Here is a 15,608-nt window from a genome sequence, read left to right on the forward strand (position 1 = left end):
CCGGCGTCGCTCCCGCTCAGCGCCAGGTTGCCGACGCTGACCGTCTTGGCCGTACCGACGTTCTTGGTGTCGAAGCTGCCGCTCGTCGGCGCGTTCAGCGCAACCGCGTCGCCTGTGACCGTGCCGGCCAGCGTGTAGTTGCCACCCGCCAGCGTCGCTGCCGTCGTGCCGTCATAGGTCTTGGCCACGCCACCCGTCAGCGAGGCGGTCAGCGCTTTGGCGGTTATGCTGCCGCCGGCGGTCTGGCGGGTGATGGTGTAGTTGTAGCCGTTGGCGCCATCGTTGACGGTCACGGCGCCGACGCTCAGCGTGCGGGTGCCGGCATTGCGGCTGTCGAAGCTTTGCGCCGCGCCGCTCACCGTATCGCCGTTCACCAGGCCGGTGACGATCGGCGTCGCGGCCGATGCGGTGGATCCGTCGTACACCCGGCTGTCGGTCACGGCCGCGAGCACGAGGGTGCGGGGGTCGACCGTCAGCGTCGCCGCGCCGAAGGCGAAGCCATAGCCCTGCGGCGCGGAGAGGCTGCCCTGCGTCGCATGGAGCTGATAGGTGCCGGCATAGGCGGTCGCGGCCAATCCGCCATAGCTTGGATCGACGCCGGGCGCGCCCGACAGCACGTCCTGGGTGAAGACGTTGCCATAGGCGCTCGCGTCGATCAGCCCGGTCGCGGCGTAAGGGACGCCCGCGGCGGTCAGCGTGTCGCCATAGGTCTTGTGCGTGCCGGCGGGCGTGACGGTGATCGTCGGCGTGACCGCGAAGACATAGCGGTTGCCCGCTTCGGTGACGGTGGCACCGGCCGCGCGCCCGAGCAGCGCCGCGTTGCCGCTGGCGAGGCCGCCGAACTGATCGCCCGACGGCGCCTGCGAATAGATCAGCCAGCGGCCGCTGCCGGTGGTGGCGATCGCCGACGCACCGGCCTGGTTGGTGAAATTGGTGCCGGCGCGCAGCGCGAGCGTACCGGCGCTCGTCAGCCGCGCCCCGCTGGCGAGCGTGATCGCGCCCGGGCTCGACACGCTCGCATCGGCGCCGAAACCGTCGTTGCCCGCCAGCGTAACCGCGCCGCCGCCCGTCAGCGCGAAGGCGCCCGTGCTCGCGAACCCCGTGACGGTGACCGCCGCGCCGTCGATCAGCGTCGCCGCAGCGGCCGTGCCGGTGAGCGTGCCAACTGCGTTCGCCGCGTTGGTCAGCGTGTAGCTGCCACCCGACAGCGACAGCGTCGGCGCGGTGAGTGCGCTCGTCTGAGTCACGGTGCCGGCGGTGGTTATGGCGAGCGTGCCGGTGGTCGTGAGCGCGGCGAGCGTTGTCGCGGCGGCGGCGTTGGCAATCGCGATCGTGCCGGTGTTGCCGCCGAGCGTCTGGAAGACGTTGGCGGCGTTGGTAAGCGTGTAGCTGCCGCCGGTGCCGTTCAGCGTCAGCGCGCCGGCGGTGAGCGCCGCAGTCTGGGTCGCCGCGCCCGTGGTGCTGAGCGCGAGGCTGCCGCCATTGGTGCCCACGCCCGCGTTGAGCGCGATGCCGCCGGCGCCCGCGTTCAGCACGAGGTTCAGCGCATTGCTGGTCGAGCCGATCGTCTGGTTCACGACGATGGCGTTGGCCGCATCCAGCCGGAGCGTCGCGGCGGCGCCCGCGGTCTTGGCAATCATGGCGTTGACGGTGATGTTGCCGGCTTCGCTGCCCTGGTTCGCGGTGCCGGTGGTGATCTGGACGTTGGTGCCGGCGTTCAGGAAGCCGGTGATCTGCGAGACGTCGACCTTGGAGGCGGTGGCGGTGGGGGTCCAGGTCTGACCGCCGCTGGTCGTGGCAAACGCGCCATTGCTGCTACCGCCGCTGCCCGTGGCCAGTTCGAAGCCGAGTTGCGAAGGCGACCCGGCATCGCCGATGTTCGTCGAATACGCCTTTATCGTGTAGGTGCCGTTTTGCGCCAGGGTGACGCGTTGCTGCTGCCACGGCACGGTAAGATAGTTGTTCCCGTTCGAAATCGCCTGGGAATAGAGCGTCAGCACCTGACCGTTGGGCTGCACCAGCTGAACGGTGCCGCTGTCGTTGTACGGCGTATAGTCCTTGCCGAGGAACAACGCGTACAGATCAAAATATTGGCCCGCGGCGCCCACGAACGTCTGCTGGATGCCGTTCGCCACGCTGGCGGTGCCGCCGGACGCAAGCGCAAAATGCCCGCCGGACGACACCTGGGATGTGAAGGTCGCACCGCTGTTGCCAGTTGCGCTATCGCCGGTTGCGCTGACGACGACCTGCGTCGCGGTCGTCGAGTTCGGCAACGCGGTCCATCCCGTCAGCCCGCTCTCGAACCCCGGATTGACGATCGCCGGCGCATTGCCCGTCCCCGCCGCCACGATCTCCACATCATACGGATCGAACAGCCACAGCCCCGCCGCGCCGAACGGTGCCGCCGCCGATCCGCGCACGCCGGTGGTGTCGAGATAATGGCCTGACGTCTCGATCCGGCCGCCATTGCCGCCGCCTGCGCCACCGCGCGCGAGGATCGTGCCGTACGCCAGCGTCTGCGAGGTCGCGTTCGTCACGTCGGACCACACAGTGACCGTGCCGCCGTCGCCGGTGGACAGCGCGCTCGCGTCCAGCGTCGCGCTTGCCGCCAGGCCTGCGCGCACCGCGCTCGCATGGCCGCCGACGCTCGCACCCTGCCAGCCGCCGCCCACCGCGATCGTACCGCCGCCCGCATAGCCGCTGGCATCGAGCGTCGCACCAGCGCCCGCCACCACGGTGTCGCCGAACACGCCGATCGAGCCGCCGGTCTGCCCCGCGCCCTTGCCGCTCGCATCCAGCGTGCCGGCCGCATAGACGAGCCCCGTGTCGCCACCGTCGAGCACGATCGTGCCGCCCTGCCGGCTCACCGCGGTGGCATCGATCAGCCCCGTGGTGTTGACGACGCCGCTGACGACGCCCGCCGCCGCGCGCGCGGTCATCAGCACCTGGCCGCCCTTGGCCGACAGCGTGCCCGCATTGTCGACCAGCGCGCCGCCGGTGGCGACGACGCTCAGCGGCGCGGTGACCGCGAAGGACAGCAATTTGTCGCCGACCACGTCGAGCACCATCGTCTTGCCCGCGCCCAGCGCCACGGTGCCGAGCCGCGCCTGGACGAGCCCGGCATTGGCGACATGGTTGCCCGCCAGCACCGCATAGCCGCCATCGGCCGCGACGATCGCGCCGAGGTTGGTCACGCCCGCCGCCGATCCGTCGCCGGTGAGCGTGTAGTTGCCGCCCAGGAAATCGGCGTTGCTCATCGCGTGCGTGGACGCCAGGAAGCCCGCCGCGTTCACCTGCCCGCCCGCGCCGATCAGCACGCCGTTGGGGTTCAGCAGCCACACCTGCCCGTTGGCGACGAGCGAACCGTCGATCCGCGTCTGGCCCGAACCCGTGATGCGGTTGAGCGCGATCGACCCCGCGCCGGGCTGGCGGAACGCCACGCTGGTGCCGTTGTCGACCGAGAAGGCGCGCCAGTCGATCACCGCCTTGTCGGTCGTCTGGGTGACGACGACGTTCGTCGTGCCCACGCCCGCCACGCTCGCGGCCCCCGCGCTCACCTGCGGGCCGGCGATCGATTGCGCCGCGGCCGGCGTCGTCGCCAGCAGGTGGATCAGCGCGAAGCTGGTGCAGGCGCGAAAGCTGGTGCGCGCCATGACGGAGAACGCGCGGGCGGGCGTGTCGAGGATCATCGCGTGGCTATCCCGGGGACGAACGCGACCACGCCGATGCATGTCGCCGCTTTCGCGATCGCTCGATCGGAAAGGCGCCCGAACGGTGCCCTACATGATCGCAAGACATGGGGCAAACACAACGACATGGCGGCTCAGGCTGGCTCGGCGGCCAGCGCCACCGGAGCCGCGGCGGGCGCCGTGTTCGCCTTGCGCAGGCGGTCGCACAATTCGTGGATGATGCCGCGCGCGACGCGGATGTCGTCGCCGATCAGCCGTTCCAGATTGTCGCTCGACATGCGCAGCAACAGGCTGTCCTCGATCGCGGTGACCGAGGCCGAGCGCGGCTCGGGATCGAGCGCCGCCATCTCGCCCACGACCTGGCGCTCGCCGATCTCGGCGAGCTGCTTGTCCCCGATATGCACCCGCAGCCGGCCGCTCGCGACGATATAGAGCGCGTCGCCGAAATCGCCTTGCGCGAACACCGTCTGCCCGGCCTTCACCGGCACTTCGCGCACCGACTGCGCGGCCTGCGTCAGCGAACTCTCGCGCACATGCGAGAAGATGCCGACGCTGCGCAGGATGAGTACCTTTTCGATCGTCAACAACATGGTCCGTCCTTCCCCTACCCGGGTCTTGCCCCCCGCGATCCATTCCGCCGTTTCGCGCAGCACCGCGTCCTCGACCATCCGTGCGGCCGAGACCGCCTCTTCGGCCGCCTCCGATCCGATCAGCGCCAGCGCATAGAGCGCGCTGGCCGGTGCCCAGGCGCCGAGCCGCGCCTCCGACGTCTCGGCGACGCCGCCCACACCCGCGAGCCCGCCCGACGTGCTGCGCTTGCCGAGCGAGAGGTTGCGCCCCTCGAGCGTTTCCGGCTCGAGGAACGGCAGCACCGCGGGCTTCACGTCCATGTCGAGCGAATTGTCGAGCATCTCGAGCACATAGCTGCGCTGCGTCGCGCCGCCCGAGACAAAGCGGAGCCGCGCCTCGTGCATGTCGACCTTGTCGACCAGCAGCCCGAGCAGGTGGAAGATCGCCTCCTGCGTATTGTCGATCTCGTCCGAGAGAGCGCGCGCGACCAGCGCCTGGCCCTCGTCGTCATGCGCGCAATCGGCCCAGGCGGCGAGCATCCAGGCCGCGGTGTCCACCTCGGCATGGAGCTGCGCCTTGACGCGCGGCCGCTCGGCGGGCGTCGCCTTGTGCCCGATCCGCCAGAGGGCGGCGAGGGCGGCATGGCGCAGCACGCGCTCGCCTTCCTCGATCAGCGTCATCAGCCAGGTCGCCGCGGCCGGCGTGCCGATCACCCCCGCCGCGGCGATCGCGGCGCGGCGCGTCGCGCGCACCGTCGCCGGATCGGCATAGAGCGCGGCCAGCGGCTCGAGCATGTCGTCGCCGATCATCCCGATCGCGGCGATCGCCGGCTGCGTCAGCCGCGCGGATTTCAGGCTGTCGAGGATCGCGGGCCAGAGCTGCGGCGCGTGGATCGCCCCCGCCGCCGCCAGCGCCGCGGCGCGCACCTCCTCGTTCGGATCGTCGAGCAGCCGCAGCAGCGGGCGATAGAAGAGGTGCGAGCCGACCCGCTGCATCACGTCGGCGGCGAGCTGGCGCCGATTGGCATCGGTGCTCTGGATATCCGCGATCAGGCGATTGCCCGCGGCGATCACGCCCTCGATGCCGCCGTGGCGGATCAGCCCCTGATAGGCGCCGACCTGCTCGGCCTCGGTCTCCGCATCGAGATAGGGCAGCACATGCTCGACCGCGTCCTCGCCCGCGCTGCCCGCGATCGCCGCGATCAGCGCGCCGCGCACCGAAGGCAGCCGCTCCTGTGCGAGCCGCCCGGACACGAGCGCAAGGCCGCCGGCGTCCTGCCGCGCCTCGAACCACTGCGCCGCCTCGATCCGCACCGCGGGTTCGGCATGCGCGAGCAGCGGCGCGACGTCCGCCACCGCCAGCCCCTCGGGCCGGCCGCCCAGCACGTGGAGCGCATAGAGCACCTCGCCGACGTGCCGGCTGGCCAGTCCATGGCGGATCGCGACGAGCGCATCGCCAGACAGCGCGGCATCGGGATCGAAATCGAACTGCCGCCCCGCCACCGCGCGGCGTAGCACGTCGGTATAGCCTTTCGACACCACGAACACGGTGCCGAGCCACGCCGCGAGGATCGCCGCCATCACCGCGCTGACGCCGATCGCGCTGAAGCCCAGCACATGGATCATGAACGACAGCAACAGGCCCGCGACGCCGCCCGTCACCGGCTCGATCATCGATTCCAGCGCGGCCTGCAGCTTCATCCGCTTGGCGGCGGGCAGCGGCTGATAGAGCGTGATCGTCGTCGTCTTGTCGAGCGTGTAGCGGAACGACTGGTCGATCACCTTGTTGGTTACCAGCACGAAGAACAGCGCGGTGGCGACGCCGAACATCTGCCCGGTCACCACCGCGACGATCGCGCCGACGAACAGCAAGGCGGGCAATGTGATGAGGCCGCCGCGCACGCCGAAGCGCCGCACCAGCGGCCCCGCCACGAACAGGCTGACCGCCAGGCTGATGCTGCCCATCACCGCCGAATAGACGCCGAGGAAACTCGCGATCGCCTCTTCGTTGTGATAGCGCTCGTCGACCGCGATGTAGAAGGTTTCGTCGTTGAAGAAGAAGATCAGCTGCGACGCGACGATCATCCCGATCATCACCAGGATATAGCTTTCCTTCCACCACGCCTTGGCGGCGGGCTCGCCCTCGGCCGGGGCATGCTCCTCCTCGCCGCCCGCGGCATCGGCCGGCGGCGCGTAGTTGGCGGTGATGTAGAGCACGAGGAAGAAGCCGATGATCGCGCCCGCCGCCGACAGCAGGAACAGGTCGGGCGTGGTCAGGAAGCGCATCAGCAGCGACGTGCCGAGGCCGCAGACGATCACCGCGACCGGCTCGCCCGCCACGATGAAGCCGAACAGGCGCTTGCCCTGGCGCAACGTCATGAGCTGGTTGGCGAGACCCCACAGCAACAGGCTGGAGAGCACGAATTCGATCTCGAACCACACCATCGTCGCGCCCGCGACCAGCGGCACCTGCAGATACAGGCCGATGCGGAAGAGGACGAGCACCGAGGCGTTGACGCACAAGGTCGTCAGGATGAGCGTGCGCAGCTTCAGCCGATGCTCGCCCATCAGGTAGATCCAGCCGCCGATCGGCACGCAGATCGCCTGCGCGATATAGGCATAGGGCACCGCCTTGGCGCCGTACGCGGCGATGAACAGGCTGTAGGACGCGTTCTGGGTGAAGACGCGCGGCACGCCGGCGATGAAGAACGAGAAGAAGAACAGCAGGATGGTCAGCTTGATCTCGGGCGTCATCCGCGCCGCCCAGCCCGCGCTTGGCGCGGGCAATGTCTGGGTCTCGGCCATGCTCATGCGATCGTCTCCCCCCGGAGTTCCTGTGCGGCGCCGTCCCCGCGCAGCAGCCCATGGCCCATCCCGGTCACCGCATCGAGGATGGCGCGGACGCCCTCCGGCTGCGTGCGCGGATTGAGCATCGTCAATTTCAGATAGCTGCGCCCGCCCACCTTGGTGCCCGCCAGCAGCACGCGGCCCTGATGGAGCAGCCGGCGGCGGATCTCGCGATTGGCGTGATCGAGCGCGTCCGCATCCGCGCCGGCGGGCGCGAAGCGGAAGACGAGCGCGTTGATCGTGGGCGCGGCGACGAGTTCGAGCGCGTCGTCGCCCTCGATCATCGTCGCAACCTCGGCGGCGAGCGCGATCGTGGTGTCGATCATCGCCGCCAGATGCCGGCGGCCCAGCGCCTGCATCGTCAGGAACGGCTTCAGCCCGTCGAAGCGCCGCGTCGTCTGGATCGACTTGCCGACCAGATCGAGCACGCCCGCCTCCACATTCTCTTCCGGATTGAGATAATCCGCATGGAGGTGGATCGCGTCGAAATCGCCGCGCCGTCGCACCAGGAAGGTGGCGCAACTGATCGGCTGATAGAACAGTTTGTGGAAATCCACGGTGACCGAATCGGCGCGGCCAATCCCGTCGAGCAGATGCCGGTGCCGATCGCTCAGCAACAGCCCGCCGCCGAACGCCGCATCGACGTGCAGCCACAACGTCTCGTCCGCGCAGATGTCGGCGATCGCCGCGATCGGATCGATGCTGCCGAAATCGGTCGTGCCCGCGGTCGCGACCACCAGGAACGGGAGCAGGCCGTCGGCGCGCAGCGCCGCGATGGTGGCGGCCAGCGCCGCCGGATCCATCCGCTTGCGCGCGTCGGTCGGCACCGTCACCACCGCGCGTTCGCCGAGCCCCAGGATCGCGGCGGACTGCTGCACCGAGAAATGCGCGACGTCCGAACACAGGATGCGCAGCCGCTGCGCATCGGCGGGCATGCCCTCGCGGCGGATGCGCCAGCCCTGCGCCTGGCCGAACAGGTTGCGCGCGAGCAGCAGCGCCATGAAGTTCGATTGCGTGCCGCCGCTGGTGAAGATGCCGTCGGCTTCGTCGCCCATGCCGGCGAGCGCGGCAAGCCATTCGATCACATGCTGTTCGAGATAGGTGGCGGCGGGCGCCTGGTCCCAACTGTCCATCGACTGGTTGGTGGCGCCGATCATCAGCTCGGCGGCGATGCCGGGGATCAGCGGCGGGCAGTGGAGATGGCCGAGGCAATCGGGATCGCTCACCACCACCGACTGGCTGAGCACCAGATCGGCGACGCGCGCGATCGCCGCCTCGATCCCGATCCCCTCGTCGGGACACACCTCGATCGCGGCGATCGCGGCGGCGATGTCCTGCGGCGTCGCGCCCGAAAAGCAGCGTCCGGTGCCGGCATGGCTGTCGATCAGCGCCTCGGTGCTGGCAGTGACGGCAGCACGGAAGGCAGCGGTGCCCGCGGGCGCGCGCGTCAGGAAATCGGCGTCGAAGCGATCAGACGGCAACGGGGCGGCTCCGCTCGGCGGCGGCGGCGCGGACCGCGTCGGCGAAGATGTCGCAGATCGCATCGATGTCGGCGCGAATGACGATCAGCGGCGGCAGGAAGCGAACCACCGCGCCGAAGCGCCCACCCAGTTCGATGATGAGGCCGCGCTTGAGGCAATGCTGCTGAATCGCCGCCGCCGTCCGGCCGTCCTGCGGCGGATGACCGAGCGCGTCGGGCCGGCCGTCGGGATCGACCACCTCGGCGCCGATCATCAGGCCCCGACCGCGCACGTCGCCGATCAGGCCGGTCTCGGCCTGGATGGCGCGCAGCCGCTCCACCAGATACGCGCCCACCGCCTCGGCATGTTCGGGCAGCCGTTCGCGGCGGATCACCTCGAGCGTGGCGAGCCCGGCCGCCATCGCCATCTGGTTGCCGCGGAACGTGCCGGCATGCGCGCCCGGGCCCCACAGATCGAGGCTCTCGTCATAGATCACCACCGACATCGGCAGGCCGCCGCCGATCGCCTTGGACAGCACGAGCACGTCGGGGATCGCGCCCGAATGTTCGAACGCATAGAGGCGCCCGGTGCGGCCCCAGCCGCTCTGCACCTCGTCGACGATCATCGGCAGCGCGTGTTCGCGGGTCAGCGCGCGCAGGTCGGTCATCCAGCGGTTGTCGGCGGGGATCACGCCGCCCTCGCCCTGAACCGCCTCGAGGATGATGCCCGCCGGGATCACGCCCGATTCCGGATCCTCCAGCAGCGTGCGGATCAGATGCGTGTTCGCGCGCAGCCCCGCCTCGCCGCCGATGCCGAAGGGGCAGCGATATTGGTCGGGATAGGGCAGGAACTGCGAATCGTTGCTGACGCCGGGCAGGTTCGTCTTGGGCGACAGATTGCCCGACAGGCCGAGCGTGCCTACCGTCATCCCGTGATAAGCGCCGCGGAACGTCAGCATGGTCGAACGCTTCGTCGCGGTGCGCACCAGCTTCACCGCGGCCTCGTTCGCGTCCGCGCCGGTGGGGCCGCAGAACTGGATCTTCGCACGCTTGGCGAATTCGGGCGGCAGCGTGTCGAACAGCGCGGCGGTATAGGCGTCCTTCACCGGCGTCGTCAGGTCGAGCGTCTGGAACGGCATGCCGCTGTCGAGCTGACGGCGGACCGCCTCGATCACATGCGGGTGGTTATGGCCGATCGGGAAGGTGCCGGCACCGGCGAGGCAGTCGTAATACACGCGGCCGTCGGTGTCGGTCAGCGTGATGCCCGACGCCTTGGCCACCGCCAGCCGGAACTTGCGCGCATAGGTGCGCGCGGAGGATTCGCGTTCGTCCTGGTTGGCGAGATAATAGCTGTTGCCGCGCGCCTCCTCGACACGCTCCTGTGCGAGCACCATAACGCCGACATTCCCCCATCGGCCGATCCCCTTCGGCCGCGCCGCGCACGTAGACCAATCTCACGATATTGGGAAGATTGAGTCGCCGCGCCGCAGAGCGTTCGTGCTTTTTTGGTACAAATATCGTCGCACCGCGGCACGCGGCGACACGTGCGACCGGTCTCCGCCGTTCCGGTGCTGGCATGCGCGGCCGAAACGGCTAGAGCGGCGTCATGTCCGCCCTGCACGCCTATCGTGAGGATCTCGACCGTCTCGCCGCGATCGACCGGCTGCGCGCGCTGACGCCGCGGGCCGGGGCCGATTTCGCGTCCAACGACTATCTCGCGCTCGCCGGTTCCCCGCGGATGCGCGACGCGGTGGCCGCGGCGCTGGCCCGCGGCGTGTCGGTCGGCTCGGGCGGATCGCGGCTGCTGCGCGGCAACGATCCCGAGCACGAGGCGCTGGAAGACGAGGCGGCGCACGCGTTCGGCGCACAGGCGGCGCTGTTCGTTTCGAACGGCTATGCCGCCAATCTCGCGATCTTCGCCAGCCTGCCCGCCCGCGGCGATCTCGTCGTCTACGATGCGCTGATCCATGCGAGCGCGCATGACGGGATGCGGCTCGGCCGCGCCGAACGCGTCGCCGCCGCGCACAACGATGTCGACGCCTTCGCCGATGCGATCGCCGCGTGGCGCCGCGGGGGACATACGGGCCGGCCCTGGATCGCGGTCGAAAGCCTCTACAGCATGGACGGCGACCGGGCGCCGCTCGCCGACCTGGCCGCGCTCGCCGCGCGTGAGGGCGCGATGCTGATCGTGGACGAGGCGCATGCGACGGGCGTGTTCGGCACCGGCGGGCGCGGCCTGGCCGACGGGCTTCACGGTCGCGACGACGTCGTGACGCTGCACACCTTGGGCAAGGCGCTGGGCTGCGAGGGCGCGCTGGTCTGCCTGCCGCGCGTGCTGCGCGACATCCTCGTCAACCGCGCGCGGCCCTTCGTCTTTTCCACCGCGCCCTCGCCGCTGATGGCCGCCGCCGCGCGCGAGGCGCTGCGCTGCCTTGCCGACGAACCCGAGCGGCGGACGGCGCTGTGGCAGCGCGTCGCGCATGCCGAAACCGCGCTGGCGCGGGTGGGCGTGGCGGCGACGGGATCGCAGATCCTGCCGCTGGTGATCGGCGACGACGCCGCGACGATGCGGATGGCGGCGGCGATCCGCGCGGCGGGGTTCGACGTGCGCGGCATCCGGCCGCCGACCGTGCCGCCTGGCACCGCGCGGCTGCGGCTGTCGATCACGCTGAACGTCACGCCCGCGCAGATCGACGCGCTGGCCGGTGCAATGAAAGATTCGGGGGCACTGGCCGCATGACCGCCACGCTGATCGTCACCGGCACCGATACCGAGATCGGCAAGACGGTCTTCGCCGCCGCGCTCGCCGGGGCGCTCGGCGCGACCTATTGGAAGCCGGTGCAGGCCGGCACCGATGACGGCACCGATCGCGCGCGCGTGGCCGCGCTCGCTGGGCCCCGGCTGCGCGCCACGCTGCCCGAGGCGTACCGGCTCGCCACCCCCTGTTCGCCGCACCGCGCCGCCGCGATCGACGGCGTGACGATCGATCCCGCGCGGCTCGCCCTGCCGGTGGTCGAGGGGCCGCTGGTGGTGGAGGGCGCGGGCGGCGTGCTCGTGCCGCTGGCGGACGATCTGCTCTTCGCCGATATGTTCGCGCGCTGGGCGGCGCCGGTCATACTCGTCGCGCGCACCGCGCTCGGCACGATCAACCACAGCCTGTTGTCGATCGCGGCGCTGCGCGCGCGCGGCGTGCCCATCCTGGGCGTCGCGTTCGTCGGCGAGGCGCAGGAGGACAGCGAGGCGACGATCGCGCGGATCGGCGGCGTGCGGCGGCTCGGGCGGCTGCCGCGCGTCGATCCGCTCGATGCCGAAACGCTCGCCGCCGCCTTCGCCGCGCATTTCGACCTCGGGGATTTTGCATGACCTCGCCCGTCTGGCACCCGTTCACGCAACATGGCCTGGGCGAGCCGATCCCGCTGGTGACGCATGCCGAGGGCGCGGTGCTGCACACCGCGGACGGGCGGCGGATCGTCGATGCGATTTCGTCCTGGTGGGTGACGACGCACGGCCATCGCCACCCGCGGATCATGGCGGCGATCGCGGATCAGGCGCAGGCGCTCGATCAGATCATCTTCGCCGGCTGGACCCACGAACCCGCCGAGACGGTCGCACGCGGGCTGCTCGCCATCCTGCCGCCCGCGCTCACCCGCGTGTTCTTTTCCGATTCCGGATCGACCAGCGTCGAGGTCGCGCTGAAGATGGCGCTCGGCTATTGGCTCAACCGCGGCGCGCCGCGCCACCGCATCCTGGTGATGGAGCATGGCTATCACGGCGACACGATCGGCACGATGTCGGTCGGCGCGCGCGGCGCGTTCAACCGCGCCTATGCGCCGCTGCTGTTCGACGTGGGCACCATCCCCTTTCCCGAGCCTGGGCGCGAGCAGGATACGCTCGACGCGCTCGAACGCGCCTGTGCCGACGAGGCGGCGGCGCTGATCGTCGAGCCGCTGATCCTGGGCGCCGGCGGCATGAAGATCTATCCCGCATGGGTATTGGCCGAGATGCGGCGAATCTGCGCGCAGGCGGGCGTGATCTTCATCGCCGACGAGGTGATGACCGGCTGGGGCCGCACCGGCACGCTGACGGCGTGCGAGCAGGCGGAGGTGGTGCCCGACATCCTGTGCCTGTCCAAGGGGCTGACCGGGGGCGCGGTGCCGCTTGCGGTCACGCTGGCGAGCGAGGACATCTATGCCGCGCACCTGTCGAGCGATCGCGCGCGGATGTTCTTCCACTCCTCCAGCTACACCGCCAACCCGATCGCCTGCGCGGCGGCGGCGGCAAATCTGGCGATCTGGCGCGACGAGCCGGTGCGCGCGCGCGTGGCGGATCTGGCGGCGCGACAGGCGACGCGGCTGGCGGCGCTCGCCGACCGCCCGGGTGTGCACGGCACCCGGCAGCTCGGCACGATCACCGCCCTGGAGCTGGGCCGCGACGCGGGCGGCTATCTCTCCGATCTCGGCCCCCGCCTGATGGCGCATTTCCGGGACCGTGACATCCTGCTGCGGCCGCTCGGCAACACCGTCTATGTCATGCCGCCCTATGCGATCGGCGACGACGATCTGGACGCGGTCTATGCCGCGATCGGCGAGGCGCCGGGCGCCGGCTTGGCGCGGTAGAGGCGCACGCCGAAGATCGGCCCCGCGGTCGATCGGTCATGCGGCACGAAGCGGACGCGCACGCGGCTCTTGCCGTTGGTGAGCGCCACGGGAAGCGGATATTCGACGTCGAAGAACTGGCCCGGCCGATCCTCGTCCAGATGCTGCGTGGCGATCTTCACGTCGTCGACCAGAATGTCGAAATCGCGCGCGCGCTCGCCGCCCCAATAGGTCGCCTGCAGCAGCAGCGGCCCCGGCTTCACCGCCATGCCGAATTCGAGATAGCCGCCCGAGCGCACGTCGCGCCCCTGCCGCCCGCGATAGGTGAGCGGATAGGATTGCTCGCTGGCCAGCGCATGGTCGCGCTCGGGCTGCATTTCGCCGAGGAACATCACGTCGACCGAGCGCGCCGCGACATCCTGCCGCCGCGCCTGATCCGCGGCGAACGCCGCCTGTTCCGATTGCCAGCCGCTTTCGGAAAAGGTCTTGAAATATACCGCGCTGCGCCGCCGATACTGGCGGTAGAAGGGCACGAACGGCAGGTCCGCCGGCCGCACCACGCCGCGCGTCGCATAGAGACCGCGCGCCGCATCGGTCGCCGAAAACGCGCCCAGCAGGTCGCTGCCGACCAGCGCGGGATCGGCGCCGGTCCATTTGGCCCCGGTATCGCCCAGATCGGCGGCGAGCACCATCGGCCCGCGCAGCACCGCCACCGTCTGCGGCGCGCCCGGCGTCGGCTCGATCCGCAAGTCGAGCGGCAGCGTGATGGCGATCCGGTCACCCGTGCGCCAGTTGCGCTCCACCACCGCATAGCCCCGCTCGTACACCGGCGTCACCGCCGTGCCGTTGACGCTGACCGCCGCGCGCCCCTGCGCCCAGCCGGGCACGCGCAACGCCACCGGGAAGCGCCCACCGCGCAGCCGGGTGAAACGCAGCGTCGAGACGGGCTCGAACGGATAGGCGGTCTCGAGCGCCATCGATGCGCCGCGCGCCGCCCATTCGGCCTCGGCCGGGATGTAGAGATTGACGTAGAGCGCGCCGCGATCGCCTTCCCAGAAGATCGATTCGCCATGCTTGGCATGGCTTTCCATGCCCGACCCGACGCAGCACCAGAAGGCGTCGTCGTCCCTGGTCGAATAGTCGCGGTTCGCGCCCGTCATCAGCGGCGTCATATAGGTGAAGCCGCCGGTCGCGGGGTCCTGCGCGGCCATGACGTGGTTGAGGTGCGCGCGCTCGTAATAATCGAACAGCGCGCCGTCGGGATGCCACGACCAGAGATGCCGCGTGAGCTTCAGCATGTTGTAGGTGTTGCAATGCTCGCAGGTCTGTTCGGTGATGTGGTCGGCGATCGTGTCGGGCGCCGCGAAATATTCGCGGTCCGCATTGCCGCCGACGACATAGCTGTGATGCGCGGTCACCGCGTCCCAGAAGGTGCGCGCCGCCGCCGCTGGTGCGGCATCGCCGGTCAGCTCGTGCAGCCGCGCGAGACCGATCAGCTTGGGCACCTGCGTGTTCGCGTGGAGATTGGCCAGCCGGTCCTCGCCGCGCGCCAGCGGATCCAGCACGCGGTCGTCATGGATCAGCCGCGCCATCCGCAGCCAGCGCGCGTCGCGGGTGCGCGCATACAGCTCCGCATAGCTTTCGTTCAGCCCGCCATATTCGCAGGCCAGCACCTGCTGCACCTGTTCGGGCGTCAGCGCGGCGAACACGCGCTCGAAATAGCCGGCGAGCCCCGTCGTCACCGCCAGCGCCTGCGTGTTGCCCCAGGCCGCGTTCACGTCGAGCAGCCCCGCGAACAGCTTGTGCACGGTGTAGAGCGGCGACCATGCGCCGTTCAGGTCGAACCCGCCCGAGCGGATGTCGCCCTTCATGATTTCGGGAAAGATCTCCTCGCCATCGACGATCGTCCCGTCCTTCCGCTTGCGGCCGAGCGCGCCGACATAGCCGGTGCCGCGCCTGGCCTGCGCCTCCGCCAGTTGGGCCACGACATAATCGGCGCGGCGGCGCATCTCGGCATCGCCGGTCTGCTGCCAGGTGAGCACCAGCGCGGAGAGATAATGGCCGAGCGTATGGCCCGCGATCGTGTCGCTTTCCCAGCCGCCATAGATCGCCGCCTTGGGCGCCAGGCCGGCGTAGCGGCGGAAATTGTGCAGCAGCCGATCGGGATCGAGCCGCAGCAGATAGGTACGGTTGACCGCCACCGCGGTGGCATAGTCCGAGGGGTGGAGCCGCACCGCGGTCAGCGGCAGCGGCTTCGCAGCCCCCGCCAGCAGCGTGGTGGCGGCGCGGCCCGTACCGGTGTGTGCGACCAGCGCGATGGCGGCGGCGCCGATCAGGAGCTCGCGACGGCTGGATTCGACGAACGACATGAGGCCCCTCCCGGAATATCGTATACCAACTAAGGGCATGGCTCCGCAGCGTCAATCGGCGGGCCGTCATGCATGGCGCT

Annotated in this window: 8 protein-coding genes; 3 read left to right on the forward strand and 5 right to left on the reverse strand. The window is 70.2% G+C overall.

Annotation, left to right across the window (positions count from 1 at the left end):
• From L8H00_RS16670 to L8H00_RS16685, 4 genes are all read right to left on the reverse strand, one after another.
• Positions 1–3,689, reverse strand: a 3,689-nt coding sequence (locus L8H00_RS16670; protein ID WP_242098433.1) for a YDG domain-containing protein, incomplete at its 3' end; no start/stop codon positions are given.
• Positions 3,690–3,823: 134 nt separating this feature from the next.
• A complete protein-coding gene (locus L8H00_RS16675; RefSeq protein ID WP_242098434.1) occupies positions 3,824–7,069 on the reverse strand; it encodes an Npt1/Npt2 family nucleotide transporter in 3,246 nt (1,081 codons plus the stop codon).
• Positions 7,066–8,586: an aspartate aminotransferase family protein gene (locus L8H00_RS16680; RefSeq protein WP_242098435.1), complete on the reverse strand. Its 1,521-nt coding sequence runs from the start codon at positions 8,584–8,586 to the stop codon at positions 7,066–7,068. The genes L8H00_RS16675 and L8H00_RS16680 overlap by 4 nt, the downstream gene beginning before the upstream one ends.
• Positions 8,576–9,958, reverse strand: coding sequence for a diaminobutyrate--2-oxoglutarate transaminase (locus L8H00_RS16685; RefSeq protein ID WP_242098436.1), 1,383 nt, complete (start codon positions 9,956–9,958; stop codon positions 8,576–8,578). The genes L8H00_RS16680 and L8H00_RS16685 overlap by 11 nt, the downstream gene beginning before the upstream one ends.
• 212 nt (positions 9,959–10,170) lie before the next feature.
• Between L8H00_RS16685 and L8H00_RS16690 the strand changes: the two genes are divergently transcribed.
• The 3 genes from L8H00_RS16690 to L8H00_RS16700 are packed head-to-tail and all read left to right on the forward strand — an operon-like array spanning position 10,171 to position 13,180.
• Positions 10,171–11,304 carry an 8-amino-7-oxononanoate synthase gene (locus L8H00_RS16690; RefSeq protein WP_242098437.1) on the forward strand — a complete coding sequence of 378 codons (1,134 nt, stop codon included), beginning with the start codon at positions 10,171–10,173 and terminating at the stop codon, positions 11,302–11,304.
• Positions 11,301–11,927 (forward strand): dethiobiotin synthase, encoded by a 627-nt coding sequence (gene bioD, locus L8H00_RS16695; RefSeq protein ID WP_242098438.1) that lies wholly within the window; start codon positions 11,301–11,303, stop codon positions 11,925–11,927. The genes L8H00_RS16690 and bioD overlap by 4 nt, the downstream gene beginning before the upstream one ends.
• Positions 11,924–13,180: an adenosylmethionine--8-amino-7-oxononanoate transaminase gene (locus L8H00_RS16700; RefSeq protein ID WP_242098439.1), complete on the forward strand. Its 1,257-nt coding sequence runs from the start codon at positions 11,924–11,926 to the stop codon at positions 13,178–13,180. The genes bioD and L8H00_RS16700 overlap by 4 nt, the downstream gene beginning before the upstream one ends.
• Here the strand turns inward: L8H00_RS16700 and L8H00_RS16705 are convergent.
• The gene (locus tag L8H00_RS16705) at positions 13,135–15,528 is read right to left on the reverse strand and encodes a glycoside hydrolase family 127 protein (RefSeq protein ID WP_242098440.1); all 2,394 of its coding nucleotides are present in this window, start codon (positions 15,526–15,528) and stop codon (positions 13,135–13,137) included. The two genes, L8H00_RS16700 and L8H00_RS16705, sit on opposite strands and share 46 nt — an antisense overlap.
• Between the last annotated feature and the right edge of the window lie 80 nt (positions 15,529–15,608).

This window comes from Sphingomonas sp. CROZ-RG-20F-R02-07 (assembly GCF_022662335.1).
GTDB lineage: Bacteria > Pseudomonadota > Alphaproteobacteria > Sphingomonadales > Sphingomonadaceae > Sphingomonas.

What these genes read in the sequence shown, in the direction of transcription:
- L8H00_RS16675 (WP_242098434.1), bottom strand. Translation starts at nt 7,069, where the DNA reads ATGAGCATGGCCGAGACCCAGACATTGCCCGCGCCAAGCGCGGGCTGG.
- L8H00_RS16685 (WP_242098436.1), bottom strand. Translation starts at nt 9,958, where the DNA reads ATGGTGCTCGCACAGGAGCGTGTCGAGGAGGCGCGCGGCAACAGCTAT.
- L8H00_RS16690 (WP_242098437.1), top strand. Translation starts at nt 10,171, where the DNA reads ATGTCCGCCCTGCACGCCTATCGTGAGGATCTCGACCGTCTCGCCGCG.
- bioD (WP_242098438.1), top strand. Translation starts at nt 11,301, where the DNA reads ATGACCGCCACGCTGATCGTCACCGGCACCGATACCGAGATCGGCAAG.
- L8H00_RS16700 (WP_242098439.1), top strand. Translation starts at nt 11,924, where the DNA reads ATGACCTCGCCCGTCTGGCACCCGTTCACGCAACATGGCCTGGGCGAG.
- L8H00_RS16705 (WP_242098440.1), bottom strand. Translation starts at nt 15,528, where the DNA reads ATGTCGTTCGTCGAATCCAGCCGTCGCGAGCTCCTGATCGGCGCCGCC.